Below are 13,741 nucleotides of genomic sequence, written 5' to 3' on the forward strand. Positions count from 1 at the left end.
AATCCAAAGCTAAAAAAGGCACTATATAACGTAAAAGTTACCGCTATTCATACCGAAGCGAATCAATCGGGTCAAGCTTGGCGGCTTTGTTGGCCGGAAGTAAGCCAAACAAGACACCAATAACCATTGAAAACAAAACCCCGCCTAACACTACCTGCCAGGATACCAGGGATGGCCAGCCAGCAAAGAAGCTGACAATCGTTGCTGTTCCCCAGCCAAGAAAAATCCCCAAAATACCGCCAATCAATGTTAATGTAATCGATTCAATGAGAAATTGTGTTAAAACCTGTCCCCTGGTTGCTCCAAGTGCCATGCGGATCCCAATTTCTCTTGTTCTTTCTGTTACTGATACAAGCATAATATTCATGACCCCAATTCCGCCAACAAACAAAGAAATGCCAGCAATACTTCCGATAATTAAGGTCATAATTTTCGTAATCTGACCAATCCCTTGGGCAATCTCTTCCATATTGATCACTTGATAGGATTTTTCCGTATTATGCATATTATTGAGCAGCTTAGCTGCCTTTTTGCCAGCAGCCTGCAGTTTTTCAGGAGAAGCAGCCTGAAGCGTTACCTGGGTAAAATCACTGGTTCCATATATATTTTTCCATGTTTGAAATGGAAGGTAAACCTCCATTGAACCAAATGATAGGAGCCCTGTCGGCTTTTCCAAGACACCGATAATCTCGATTGGCTGGTTAGCAACCATCATAACCTTTCCAACTGGGTTTTCTTCTTTAAACAATTCTTCTTTCAATTTATCGCTAATGAGACCTGCACGTCTGCCTCCAAGGAAATCCGCAGAGGATAAACTTCTGCCCTTTGCGACCTTTAACTCATTAAGTTGTAAGTAAGCCTGATTAATCCCAGTTGCCGAGATATCCAATGCATCTTTTTGCAATCTGGCTGAAGATAATTTTGTACTCGAAGCAACAACTCGCTTAATTTCCGGAATTTGTTCGAGGGCTCGGATATCTTCCTGTTTAAATGGTGCCTGCATAAAGACGTTAGGGTTTGCCCGCATTTCTTCATCAGAGGGTTGATAAAACAGTTCAATCGTATTACCGGGTCCAGTGATCTGAGATTTCAGCATCGCTTCTCCCCCCTGACCGATGGCAACAACGATAATGACCGCACCGACTCCAATGATAATCCCAAGCATTGTCAAAATACTGCGCATCTTATGTGCCTTAAGTGAACTTAATGCCATGGAGAGATTTTCCATAAAACTCATTTTAATCGCCCCCTCTCCGTCGTATCAGGGGTCTGGATCATTCCATCCCTAACCATAATCGTCCTGTTGGCATACTCTGCTACTTCGGGTTCGTGGGTAACAACGATTACCGTAACGCCTTCATTATTTAGTTCTCTAAATTGTTCCATAATGTCCATACTAGTTTTCGTATCAAGTGCTCCTGTCGGTTCATCTGCTAAAATAAGCTTTGGCTTATTAACGACTGCCCTGGCAATAGCTACCCGCTGCTTTTGTCCGCCTGATAGTGCATTTGGAAGGTGATCCATCCGATCTGATAAGCCCACTTTGAATAACGCCTCTTCTGCGCGGATCTGACGCTCTTTTTTGGATATCCCGGCATAAATCATCGGAAGTTCAACATTTTTTAATGCAGATAAGCGCGGCAGAAGATGAAATTGTTGGAAGACAAATCCGATAGACCGATTCCTAACCCGCGCCAATTCCTTATCATTATATTGCGAGACATTTTCCCCTCCAAGGTAGTACTCTCCTTCAGAAGGCTTATCCAAACAGCCTATGATATTCATTAAAGTTGATTTCCCTGAACCTGAAGGTCCCATAATGGCAACAAATTCACCTTGCTTAATCCCAAGGCTAATCCCATTTAATACATGCACACTTTCTTTTCCAAGTAAAAATGATTTAGTGATGGAATCGAGCTGGATCATTTGACTGTCACTTCCAACCCATTCTTAAGATTGTCGGGCCCATTAATGATGACTCGATCTCCTTTTATAATACCATCAAGAATTTCAATCTTTTCACCAGATGTAATCCCCGTTTTCACATCCTGCTTCCCGGCCTTTCCATCCTTTACAATAAACACATAAGGCTTATCACCATCATCATGCACCGCATCGATTGGCAGCACCATAGCAGTCCTTTTCTCTGTTTCAATTTCCATTATCACCTGGAAACCCGGTTTTAAGGTCTTTGTGTCACCTAAAATATTTACAGTGACGGGATACTGAACGGCCTGGCTGCCATTTTGCATGCCCGCTTGGCTTTGCTGCGGTAGAACCGCAATCTTAGTGATTTCACCTAGCCATTCCTGATCAGGCACTGCGTCAGACTTTACTGTAACCTTTTGTCCACTGCTAACTTTTAATGTGTCATATTCAGATAAAAGACCGGTTGCCGTCATTTCTTCAAGCTTGCCAATATGTATAACAGGTTCAGCCATGGTTCCCTCCAAGGAAGTAGAGTCAGGCTTCTTCGCGGATAAGACCACACCATCTATTGTACTCTTAATCTCCAATTCAGCTTCACGTTTGCTGATCATATCCTTTTGAAGTGAGGTTTGCTTCAAATCCAAATTAGCTAATTTTTTTTCCATCTCTAGCTGTTCGAGTTCCGGGGCAAGCTGTTTCTTTGCTTCTTCCTTGCCAACTTGGTCTGCTAATGACTTTTCCTTGTCTTTTAACTGTTTTATTTTCTTATCCATTTGATTAATCTTCAAATTTGCCGATTCAATCGCCAATTTGTTTTGCTCAATTTCTAAGTCTAGTTGAGGATTTTGAAGTTTTGCCACAACAGTCCCCTTAGTGACTTCCTGCCCTTCTTCCACAAGCAGTTCCTTCAGCTCCCCCTTATCAGGGGCGGCATATACAATTTGTTCCTCTCGTAGTTTTACCGTACCAGGAACCATCAATAGCGAGGAAATTTCCTCCTGTTTGATTTCAGCCGTTTTGACGGAAGGTCCTTTTGCAAAAACCTGCCGGTAAACGCTGACGGAAATCATGATGATGACCAAGCAGATAACACCAATTACAATCCACGTTTTCTTCTTCATTATAGTTTCGGCGCTCCTTGAAATAGAGTTCCAATCAATCCAAATCCAATTTGAAGTAGGAAGAAGGCAATTGCGATTGTCCAAGCCAGCCCTTTAGAAAATTGAGCTGTTCTATTAAGTCCTAAAGCGGTTAATATAACGCCCCAGATCCCAAATACTTCAAATGAGCCTAGGACCCCCGCTTTTTCTGAATTTAACAAACCTGCTAAACTGGTAATATAGATTTCCGGATTGCCGCCAATTCCAAACCTAATCGCCATATTTAATAAGAGTCCGGCTGCTCCGATGATCATGATATAGGTATTCATAGAAAATAACTGTTTAAAGGTAACAGCGGCATTCGCTATTTTTGCAATAATTAATTGGATCACACTGCTAATAAGAACACCCAAAATAGGTGCGAAAATTCCCGTTACGGCAACTGTTACCTTTGTAACTGCTAAAATTATTTCCGCTTGATCTTCTGGTACACCTGAACCAATTAAGGTTTCCACATCCATTGACAGTGCCATTAGCGTCATCCCAATTGCATAGATGATACTTATTAAGATCAGCGGCCCCCATATTTTCGGATTTCCCTTTATCCTCTCAAACTGCAGCCCCGGGCTTGTAAACATTCCTACTAAACTTGGTCTCTCTTTCTTCACATTCATTTCTTTTTCTAATTCCATTTTTCAACACCCCTATTTCCACTTATGTAAAATATTCCTATTAAGTATACGATAAAATGAAGGGAAAGTTTCGTTTTTTTTGGAAAATAGTACCTCAAACCCAGCCCATAAACATGAACCATAGTTCATGTTATATTGACAAAACAAAAGGATTATGCAATAATTGAACTATAGTTCATGTTAATACCAACCAATAAGTAGATTAATATTTTCAAAAAATATACAACTGGAGGTGTGAGCCTTAACGAAGTTAAGGCCTGCCATTTGGACATAGTAAACTTGTTCATTATTGCTATCTTCATCGCATTAACTGCATTCTTTGTTGCGGTGGAGTTTGCAATTGTAAAAGTAAGAAGCACACGAATCGATCAACTAATGAATGAAGGAAAAAGAGGAGCAAAGTCTGCCAAACAGGTAGTGACACATTTGGATGAATATTTATCCGCTTGTCAGCTCGGTATTACCGTTACCGCTCTAGGTATAGGCTGGCTAGGAGAGCCAACTGTTTCAAAACTACTAGAGCCGCTATTTCATATCATTCATCTTAATAGTTCCGTCAGCCATATTCTATCCATCATCATTGCCTTTGCGTTTGTGACATTTATTAATGTGGTTATCGGCGAATTGGCTCCTAAATCGTTTGCCATCCAAAAAGCTGAAACAGTTACTCTTTTATTTGCTAAGCCGATGATCTGGTTTTACAAATTGTTTTATCCCTTCATTTGGCTGCTTAATACTTCCTCAAGGAAGATTACGGGGTTATTCGGGCTTAAACCATCTTCTGAAAACGAGTTAGCCCATTCAGAAGATGAATTAAGGATTATTCTTTCTGAAAGTTATAAAAGCGGGGAAATTAACGAATCAGAATTAACCTACGTGAATAACGTTTTTGATTTTAATAATCGAATGGCCAAAGAAATTATGGTCCCTCGGACTGAAATGGTAGGAATCTCTGTCGATGATCAGCCTGAAAATATCCTTTCGTTAATTAAAGAACAAAAATATACGCGCTATCCCGTTTTTAACGGTGATAAGGATAATATTGTTGGTATAGTAAATATCAAAGATATCTTAACCAGCAAACTAGCACATGACATAGCTAATAAGAAGTCAATTACATCTTTCATTAAACCGGTCATTAGCGTAATTGACACCATCCCAATTCAACATTTATTGCTAAAAATGCAAAAAGATAGAACCCATATGGCCATCCTTTTGGATGAGTTTGGTGGTACTTCAGGTCTCGTAACAGTTGAAGACATCCTCGAAGAAATTGTTGGGGATATCCGAGATGAATTCGATGCCGATGAAGTTCCTGAAGTACGAAAAATTAAGGATCAGCATTATATTGTCAATGGGAAGGTTCTTATTGAGACAATTAATGACCTTTTAGGCACATCGTATTCAAATAAGGATTTAGATACCATTGGCGGCTGGTTCCTTTCTAATAAATTCGAAGCTAAAATTGGTGATAGCATTGAAATGGACGGTTTTTCATTTAGAATAAAGGAAATGGAAGAACATCATATTTTATTTTTGGAGATACAGAAACTGGCTGAAAAGGAGTTCACTCTACCTGAAAAATCGGTTTCTTAACGAATATCTACCAAAAACGGACTGAATCTAGTATTCAGTCCGTTTTTTGCTTTTAAGGTACGATATTCCCCGCAGCCTTGTAGATTTGATACCATTCTTCCCTCGTCAATTTGATTTCAGCACCTTTACATGCATCTTTCAATCGCGAAGTATTAGTTGTACCAAGTACTACTTGAATGTTAGCAGGATGACGCGTAATCCACGCAGTTGCAATGGCGGTATTCGTTACACCATACTTTTCGGCAATAGAATCTACTACTTTATTTAAATTTGGAAAACGTTCCAAATCACCTAAAAACGAACCTTCAAAGAAACCGTGCTGATATGGAGACCATGCTTGCATCGTAATATCATGTAAACGACAATATTCCAAAATGCTGCTATCGCGGTTAATCGCTTGGTCATCCTTCATATTTAATGCAATCCCGGAGTCAATCATCGGTGTATGCGCAATACTAAACTGAAGTTGATTCACCACTAATTTATAAGGTATATATCTTTGTAAAAGTTCAATCTGTGCCGGATTATGATTTGATACTCCAAAATACTTAACCTTCCCACCAGTATGCAGCTCCTCAAATGCCTCCGCTACCTCAGTTGGTTCCATCAATGTATCTGGACGATGCAGCAGCAGTATATCAAGGTACTCTGTTTTTAATCGCTTTAAAATCCCATTAACAGACTCAATGATATGCTTCTTCGAAAAATCAAAATAGCCTTCTGGAGAGATAATACCACATTTACTTTGGAGGATCATTTTTTCACGAATGCTCGAATTCATTTGAATGGCTTCCGAAAAAATCTCCTCACACTTACCCTTTCCATAGATATCAGCATGGTCAAAAAAGTTAATTCCCTCATCCAATGCTGTTCTGATTAACTTCTCAGCTTCAGGCAAAGAAAGCTGTGTTAAACGCATATTTCCCATAATCATGTTAGAAACATTTAAGTCAGTATTGGCGATGTTTATGTATTTCATTTCGAACCCTCCTTTTATTTTTTTCACTATCATTATACTCTTGTATGGAAGCACATTGAAAATGCAATGCCTACTGGAAAAGCACTGCATTTGCTTAAATGAATTTTTTGTGAACGACTTAATGTCCTTGGATTAACTCCTGCCGGTCATCTGCTTGCGGTGGTTCCTCCAACCATCCTTTTTTAATCATTATTTTGGCACCGTCCTCAGCATAGAGAGATACTTCCGGTATTAAGGAGGCATATTTTAACGCTATATCCCTTCGCGGACTTGCCGCCATTGCCATCGCATAATTCCCAATACCTGATGCATTCATTGCCGCTATATGAAACATCAACAGCTTGTCAGAAAAAATGCTTGATGTACAATCTGAGACATTTGCATCCCAGCTCATCGGAACAGGCAGCCCCTCTTCCTTTAAAAAGTTACTAAAAATGTCTATGTGATCCTGTGCCAATTTCATTCCTTTTACAAAAAACTGTTTGACTTCTTTATCCTTAGCAATTTGCGCAAACCCTGTTATTAATGCTTTTCCAATTGCATTCGTTTTAACATTGAAAAATAAATGGCTGATTTCCACTGAGGTTACAGCCCTTTTCTTACCCCAAAACCCTGATAAATAATGGGTTTGCTTTACAAATTCCACCGCATCAGGCGTCGTTATGTATGGTGGTTTTATATATGTTCCTTGTTTCAATAAAAGGTTCCGTGTTAAATCTTGTAATTCAACTCCTGCGTTTAGGACACTTTTATGAAAAGTGACCACATCAGGGCGAGTGACTAAACCTAAAACACCGCCACTTGCCTGCATCGCAAGAATCGACATATGCCTCAAATATGTTAAGACAAAAGTATCCGAAAACAGCTTTGGTGCTTTCGGATTAACATCTTGGTCAGTAAATCCCATTGGTATTGGGAAATCATCCTTTTTAAAAATGTCTTGCATTATCGTTATATTCCTTTTTGCTGTGTGTATGGTAAATTCAATAATTGGGCGAACTTCCTCGTCATTCACCGTCTCCAAAAAGTACCTATTCACACACACTGCCAATGAGTCATTCATAAATTGAGTCCATAATCCACTCATTTCCGCAGCAGTTAATGGTATTTTTGATTTGTCTTCCATATACATACCACCTCCAATGATCTACTCTTTAATTTTAATGAGCAAAGCTTTGGGAATAGTATCCACAAATAGAGAAAAGTTATGAGGATGGGTTTGTTGATCTTTGAATAATTAAATCTGGCTACCTTTGGAGAAAAAAACGACATGTTCCTTATACTCGTCGTGTTGTTTACTTTTTATTATTTTCGCTCTAAATCAAGCAATTGTGTCTTCATCTCTAGTCCGCCGCGATAGCCAGTTAGTGAGCCATTTTTACCAACTACCCGATGGCATGGCACAGTAATTAACACCGGATTCGCTCCAATAGCCGCTCCTACTGCACGTACTGCCGCTGGCTTATTGATTTGTTTTGCGATGTCGGAATAGGATTTTGTCTCCCCAAACGGAATCTTACAAAGTGCGTTCCATACAGCAACTTGGAAGTCTGTTCCATGATAATCAAACGGGACAGTAAAATTCTTTCGATTTCCATCAAGATATTGGATTAGTTCATTTGCATAAGGCTTTAGCTTCTCCCTGTCCTCTACGAGAGGGCATCCTGGGAAACGTTTTTCTACCCAAGCAGACAATTCCTCAAATTCCTTGTTCAGTGATCCGACGTAACAAAGCCCCTTGTCTGTCGTAGCAATATAAAGATTCCAATTTTTATAATTGAGAAATGACCAATAAATGGGGGTCTTATTATTGTGATCTTTCATTTTGTTTCCTCCCTTTCTTGTAATTGACGGAAATGGGCGGGTGTCGCGTCCGTCATCTTTTTAAATAATGTAAAAAAATAAGGCGTATTAGAGATTCCAACCATCTTTGCTATTTCTGAAACCGTTCGACCCGATTGTAGTAAATATTTTTTAGCTGTATTTATTCTTACCTCCTGGATATATTCGACAGGCGTATTGCCGGTAATCTTTTTAAAAGTCCGCTGCAAATGATACGGGCTTCCATGACTTATTTCAGCCAGCGTTTCAAGTGTCAGCTTTTCGGTATAATTTTTATCAATGTATTCGGTAATAAGCGCAACCCATTCGTTGTCGGGTAATCGCTCATTCGTAGGTTTACATCGTTTACAAGGACGGAAATTGGCAGATAATGCTTCTTCCGCATTTTGAAAAATACGTACATTTTCCTTTTTAGGAGTGCGTGATTTGCATGAAGGTTTACAGAAAATCCCCGTGGTCTTAACTGCATAGAAAAATTGATTATTGTATGAGTCGTCGTTATTGATAATGGCCTGCCATTTTTCATCTGACATGATTTCATTACTTGAACTCTCTCTTTTCATGTAGTCCACCCCTAGTTACTATTATAGCTTCGTCTCAATCGATAGGTAAGCATTTGTGAATAAAAAAGCAAGATAACGAAGTATATTTTTGCGATAATAGTAACTGAAAATGACGTGGAGGCGATAAAATGAAAGAAGTTCTAGAGGACAATGGGAACATCATCATCAACCTGCCAGTGGATTTTAATATCAAAGCCAATCTTGGCTATTTAGAGCGCAACAAAAATGAGTGTATGTTTGAAGTTGAAAATGAAATGATCACGAGGGTAATTGTCATTGGAGAAACGCAAACCCTAGTAAAGATATACGTAAATGAACAAAATCAGATGATAGTAACTTTTTTAAAAAATTCCAGACCTCAAAAACGTTTGGAGCTTGAAGAGGTGGTTAAATACATTCGTGAATGGTTCGACCTTGATCGCGATTTAACCCCATTTTACACAATGGCAAAAGCAGACCCGCTACTTCTCAGACCCGTCAATGAGTTTTTCGGATTACGTCTAATCGGCGTCCCCGATTTATTTGAGGCCCTTTGCTGGGGTGTCTTAGGACAGCAAATTAATCTAGCCTTCGCCTACACCTTAAAAAGCCAATTTGTTGAAAAGTTTGGTGACTCGATTGAATGGAACGGGAAAAACTATTGGATTTTTCCAACCTATGAGAAAATAGCCAAATTAACCCCTGTAGATTTGGCTGATATTAAAATGACCCTGAAAAAGAGTGAATACATCATTGGTATTGCCCAATTAATGGCTAGAGGAGAATTATCAAAGGATAAATTAATGAAAATGGAAAACCTTAAAGAAACCGAAAAAAGTCTAATAAAAATCCGCGGAATCGGTCCCTGGACAGCGAATTATGTTTTGATGCGCTGCTTACGATATCCCTCGGCATATCCGATTGATGATGTCGGACTGCATAACGCCATCAAACATCTAACCAAATCAGAGCAAAAGCCTTCAAAGGAAGTGCTTTTAAAGCTAGCGTTACGATGGGAGGGCTGGCAGGCCTATGCCACGTTTTATTTATGGCGGGTGCTTTACTAAAAATGAGAAACTTAAAAGTTTCTGATGGACAAGGAAAAGGCTTCTATTGGACATTTCTATCCGGGTTCGTGAGGTTTTGTCCATTAGAACCCTTCTATTGGACATTTCTATCCAGATTCGTGAAGTTTTGTCCATTAGGACCCTTCTATTGGACATTTTCATCCGGATTCATGAAGTTTTGTCCATTAGAACCTTCTACATCAACGTTTGGCCCAAAATCCACAAACTCCCAGTAGAATAATTCTAGAATCTTTCCCCTCGCACTTGACCCAGAAAGCGAAATAGGAAGCGAATCGGTGATACTATGAAACACGATTATCAATATATTTATAACAAATTATACGAACACTACGGCCCTCAAGGGTGGTGGCCAGCGGAGACACCGTTTGAAATGATGATGGGCTCAATACTCGTTCAAAATACAAGCTGGCGCAATGTCGACAAGGCATTAATAAATTTACGACCCTTCTTGCATCCTGAAGGGATTGCTCAATTGCCTATTGAAGATCTTGCCCAGCTAATACGGCCAAGCGGCTTTTTCAATATAAAGGCAAAGCGGATCAAGTCATATATGGCATGGTTTAAAACCTTGGAGTATGATATCGATTTGATAAAAAAAATAGACAAACATCTACTGCGAAATGAACTATTAAGCATTAAGGGCATCGGCCGTGAAACGGGGGATGTCATCTTGCTTTACGCATTTGATACCCCCATTTTTATCGTCGACGCCTATGCAAGACGAATCTTTTACCGTTTAGGATATGATATGCCGGAATCGTATGATGCATTTAGAAAACAAATTGAAAAAGAATTACCAAGAGACTTAGTGCTATATAATGAATTCCACGCCCTCGTCGTCGAACATGCGAAGGAGCATTGCAAAGCAAAACCGATATGTGAAGGCTGTCCGTTATTGGGGATATGTGATTGTAGACTGGACTAGGATATATTGTCTTATTAAATAAAGGAAGATAGCAAAAGTAGGGCTCCCCCTTTTGGGATAGCCCGGAACTGTATAATATCTTGACCGTTTGCTTTAATGATGTTTTGATACCAATAAAAGCTGTGGTTTCTATTTAACTACTTCATTTTGAGATGTTTCATTTGATAGCGGTAATTACTTTGAACTTGCAATTATTTTATAAGTGATTGCAGCTGCGATTGCACCAATTAGAGATCCAATAACGTAGACTGGAAATTGAACCCAGTTTATGTTACCCCCTAATAAACTATCTACCACATAAGGCCGGGAGCTCAATAGCATTCTTATGCAAGCATCCTTTTTTGCTGAAGGAAATGTGATAAGGGCTGAGGATTTACATTTTGTAGATGAGTATGAGCGGCATTTAAAACATCTGCTGCCTTACTTATGTTCCATTCTACAGAAAATAATGCCTTTTTGATTGCATCAATTTCTGCGTTAATAAGTGTAAGGGGTGTTTTTTCTTCGAAATCTGTATAAGTCGAAATACACTATATCTTAAAATAAAAAAATATAATTTACATCAATAATGCAAAAAAGCCTGGATAACTGTGACGTTATCCAGGCTTTTTGTTGGATGACCTGTGAGGGGTTCGAACCCCCGACCTCAACCCTGTCAAGGTTGCGCTCTCCCAACTGAGCTAACAGATCTCTTATTAAGCTACAAATCTAATTATAGTGAAAAAGCTAGAAATGTCAATATTATTTTTATGGTTTTTCCTTTTTTTTATTAAAGGAACATACATTCTTGTTCTCTCTTGAATAAAGAACTAATGTTCGGTTATAATAATACTAAATAAAGAAAGGAGTGATTTTAATGGATGGGCTTTTAAACAGATCAATCGAAGAACATATGCCCCTAGAGATGATTTATCTTGCGGAAAACCAAGAATTATCACAGCGGAAACTCATTGTAAAAGAAGTAAATGGTGATTACATCCGCGCCTATTGTTTGGCACGAAAACAAATGCGTACTTTTAAACGCGAAAACATTTTATCGATATTGCCTGAATCTCGGCCTAAGCATCGCTACCTTCATTAAACCGGCCCCCCACCATCCACCAACATTTCACCTTCTGAAAGCATTTCCACTACAATTATGTTAAAATGCACATGTAATATTCGAATCATGGGGGGAATTGTCGTAATGGAATTTCCAAGAGGCACAATCAAAGAACTCACCTTTCAAAGTAATGAACTGAGAGAGGAAATGCAGCTCCTTGTCTATCTGCCTGCAAACTTCTCACCGCTCTATAAGTACTCGCTGCTGATTGCTCAGGATGGCCGGGATTATTTTCAGCTTGGCCGAATTGGTCGATTGGCAGATGAGTTTCTTTTTGAACGGGAAATTGAAAATATTATTATTGTTGGGATACCCTATAAGAATGTGGGAGATCGCCGCCGAAAGTACCACCCTGATGGTGAACAAAATCAGCAATACATACGGTTTCTTGCACATGAATTAGTCCCTTTTCTTGATAAGGAATTTCCCACCTATCATATGGGCTCGACAAGGGCATTAATTGGCGACTCTTTAGGGGCAACCGTCTCGTTAATGACAGCCATTCAATACCCTCATACCTTTGGAAAAGTGCTGATGCAGTCACCTTTGGTTAACGAAAAGGTATTGGAATTAGTCGAAGATTTTCTAGAAGCACAGCTTGTGGAAATTTATCATGTAATTGGCACACAGGAAACAGAAGTAAAAACCACGGATGGAAAAACAAGTGATTTCTTAAATCCAAACCGACAGCTTTCAAAAATAATGAAAGAAATGCCCTTTACATATTTTTACGAGGAATTTAACGGCAATCATACATGGACATACTGGCAGCCTGATTTAAGACGAGCTCTTAAAATGCTGTTTTAATCTAACAACTATTAAATAAGTATTAAAGTCATTTTATATATTTTGAAAATTTGCTATAATAATAAGAAGACCCTTGTTATTTTAAAAAAATAATTGAATTAAATGGAGGTAACCGTATGAAATTTGGTGTAGTTATTTTTCCATCAAAAAAGCTTCAAGACATAGTGAATTCTTATCGCAAACGTTATGACCCGCATTATGCCCTTATTCCTCCACACCTAACGATAATGAATGGCTTCGATGCACCTGAAGAGGAAGCGAAGGATTTTGCCGATAAATTACGGCAAATCGCCGGCAATACAAAGCCTTTCACACTAAAGACTTCCAAAATTAGTTCTTTTCAACCTGTAAATAATGTTATCTATTTTAAAATTGATCCGACTGAAGAACTTTTAAACCTGCATGCTGAGATTAAACAGGGATTTAACGAACAAAGGTCGGAATATGCCTTTGTGCCACATATTACGATTGGTCAAAAGCTTTCTAATGATGAGCACTCAGATGTTTTTGGTTCACTGCGGATGACAAAAGTGAATCACGAAGAAACGGTAGATCGCTTCCATCTGCTTTATCAATTAGAAAATGGCTCTTGGACTGTTTATGAAACATTTCGTCTTGGAAAGGAATAGTTGATCTTGAGAATTAAAGTTGTTGAAAATCAAAGAGAACTTGAAGATGCTTTTACAGTAAGAAAGATTGTTTTTGTAGAGGAGCAAAATGTTCCGCTAGAAGAGGAAATCGATCAGTACGAGGATGATGCCACTCATTTTGTAATGTACCAGGAAGATTCTCCTGTGGCAGCAGGCAGATTCCGGGTTGTGGACGGCTATGGAAAAGTAGAGCGTATTTGTGTGATGAAAGAAGCACGAAAGACGGGAGCCGGCAAGGCGATTATGAACGAAATCCAGAGCTATGCCCTTATGCAAGGATTACACAAATTAAAGCTAAATGCCCAAACACACGCCATCCCCTTCTATGCCGGCCTTGGCTATGAAGTAGTGTCAGAGGAATTTTTAGATGCAGGAATTCCTCATAAAACGATGATTAAGGAAGTATAACACATTTACACTTGCCAATCTTAGGCAAGTGTTTTTTCTATTTCTGGAAAATCTCGCAAACACTTTCCGTTCCCAGTCTGT

At 39.1% G+C, this 13,741-nt stretch carries 15 protein-coding genes and 1 tRNA gene; 7 read left to right on the top strand and 9 right to left on the bottom strand.

Features of this window, described 5'->3' with window-relative positions; genetic code table 11:
* Positions 1-43: 43 nt before the first annotated feature.
* The 4 genes from BABA_RS11890 to yknW are packed head-to-tail and all read right to left on the bottom strand — an operon-like array spanning position 44 to position 3,721.
* Entirely contained in the window at positions 44-1,237 is a 1,194-nt protein-coding gene (locus BABA_RS11890) for an ABC transporter permease (protein WP_007085438.1), read from the bottom strand.
* Positions 1,234-1,926, bottom strand: a complete 693-nt coding sequence (locus tag BABA_RS11895; protein WP_007085439.1) for an ABC transporter ATP-binding protein — start codon at positions 1,924-1,926, stop codon at positions 1,234-1,236. Before BABA_RS11895 ends, BABA_RS11890 begins: the two co-directional genes overlap by 4 nt.
* Entirely contained in the window at positions 1,923-3,050 is a 1,128-nt protein-coding gene (locus tag BABA_RS11900) for an efflux RND transporter periplasmic adaptor subunit (protein WP_007085440.1), read from the bottom strand. The genes BABA_RS11895 and BABA_RS11900 overlap by 4 nt, the downstream gene beginning before the upstream one ends.
* A complete protein-coding gene (gene yknW / locus BABA_RS11905) occupies positions 3,050-3,721 on the bottom strand; it encodes a YknW family membrane protein (RefSeq protein WP_007085441.1) in 672 nt (223 codons plus the stop codon). The genes BABA_RS11900 and yknW overlap by 1 nt, the downstream gene beginning before the upstream one ends.
* A 234-nt stretch (positions 3,722-3,955) precedes the next feature.
* Between yknW and BABA_RS11910 the strand changes: the two genes are divergently transcribed.
* Positions 3,956-5,317, top strand: a complete 1,362-nt coding sequence (locus tag BABA_RS11910) for a hemolysin family protein (protein ID WP_007085442.1) — start codon at positions 3,956-3,958, stop codon at positions 5,315-5,317.
* A gap of 52 nt (positions 5,318-5,369) precedes the next feature.
* Here the strand turns inward: BABA_RS11910 and BABA_RS11915 are convergent, their stop codons facing one another.
* The 4 genes from BABA_RS11915 to BABA_RS11930 form a co-directional block, all read right to left on the bottom strand.
* Positions 5,370-6,296, bottom strand: a complete 927-nt coding sequence (locus BABA_RS11915; protein ID WP_007085443.1) for an aldo/keto reductase — start codon at positions 6,294-6,296, stop codon at positions 5,370-5,372.
* 118 nt (positions 6,297-6,414) lie between these two features.
* Complete coding sequence (locus tag BABA_RS11920; protein WP_007085444.1) at positions 6,415-7,422, bottom strand: DUF3231 family protein; 1,008 nt, start codon at positions 7,420-7,422, stop codon at positions 6,415-6,417.
* Positions 7,423-7,601: 179 nt separating this feature from the next.
* Positions 7,602-8,120: a methylated-DNA--[protein]-cysteine S-methyltransferase gene (locus BABA_RS11925; protein WP_007085445.1), complete on the bottom strand. Its 519-nt coding sequence runs from the start codon at positions 8,118-8,120 to the stop codon at positions 7,602-7,604.
* On the bottom strand, positions 8,117-8,701 hold the full coding sequence (locus BABA_RS11930; RefSeq protein ID WP_007085446.1) for a bifunctional transcriptional activator/DNA repair enzyme AdaA: 585 nt from the start codon (positions 8,699-8,701) through the stop codon (positions 8,117-8,119). Before BABA_RS11930 ends, BABA_RS11925 begins: the two co-directional genes overlap by 4 nt.
* 128 nt (positions 8,702-8,829) lie before the next feature.
* Between BABA_RS11930 and BABA_RS11935 the strand changes: the two genes are divergently transcribed.
* Both BABA_RS11935 and BABA_RS11940 read left to right on the top strand, forming a co-directional pair.
* Entirely contained in the window at positions 8,830-9,747 is a 918-nt protein-coding gene (locus BABA_RS11935) for a DNA-3-methyladenine glycosylase family protein (RefSeq protein ID WP_007085447.1), read from the top strand.
* Positions 9,748-10,051: 304 nt separating this feature from the next.
* Complete coding sequence (locus BABA_RS11940; protein ID WP_007085448.1) at positions 10,052-10,693, top strand: endonuclease III domain-containing protein; 642 nt, start codon at positions 10,052-10,054, stop codon at positions 10,691-10,693.
* Between the two features lie 617 nt (positions 10,694-11,310).
* Here the strand turns inward: BABA_RS11940 and BABA_RS11945 are convergent.
* Positions 11,311-11,383 (bottom strand) — tRNA-Val (locus tag BABA_RS11945).
* 166 nt (positions 11,384-11,549) lie between these two features.
* Between BABA_RS11945 and BABA_RS11950 the strand changes: the two genes are divergently transcribed.
* The 4 genes from BABA_RS11950 (at position 11,550) to BABA_RS11965 (ending at position 13,660) form a co-directional block, all read left to right on the top strand.
* Positions 11,550-11,774: a hypothetical protein gene (locus BABA_RS11950; RefSeq protein WP_007085449.1), complete on the top strand. Its 225-nt coding sequence runs from the start codon at positions 11,550-11,552 to the stop codon at positions 11,772-11,774.
* 105 nt (positions 11,775-11,879) lie between these two features.
* Positions 11,880-12,602: an alpha/beta hydrolase gene (locus tag BABA_RS11955; protein WP_007085450.1), complete on the top strand. Its 723-nt coding sequence runs from the start codon at positions 11,880-11,882 to the stop codon at positions 12,600-12,602.
* A gap of 116 nt (positions 12,603-12,718) precedes the next feature.
* Complete coding sequence (locus BABA_RS11960; RefSeq protein WP_007085451.1) at positions 12,719-13,231, top strand: YjcG family protein; 513 nt, start codon at positions 12,719-12,721, stop codon at positions 13,229-13,231.
* 6 nt (positions 13,232-13,237) lie between these two features.
* Complete coding sequence (locus tag BABA_RS11965) at positions 13,238-13,660, top strand: GNAT family N-acetyltransferase (RefSeq protein WP_007085452.1); 423 nt, start codon at positions 13,238-13,240, stop codon at positions 13,658-13,660.
* Positions 13,661-13,741 lie beyond the last annotated feature (81 nt).

It is taken from the genome of Neobacillus bataviensis LMG 21833 (assembly GCF_000307875.1).
Lineage (GTDB): Bacteria > Bacillota > Bacilli > Bacillales > Cytobacillaceae > Neobacillus > Neobacillus bataviensis.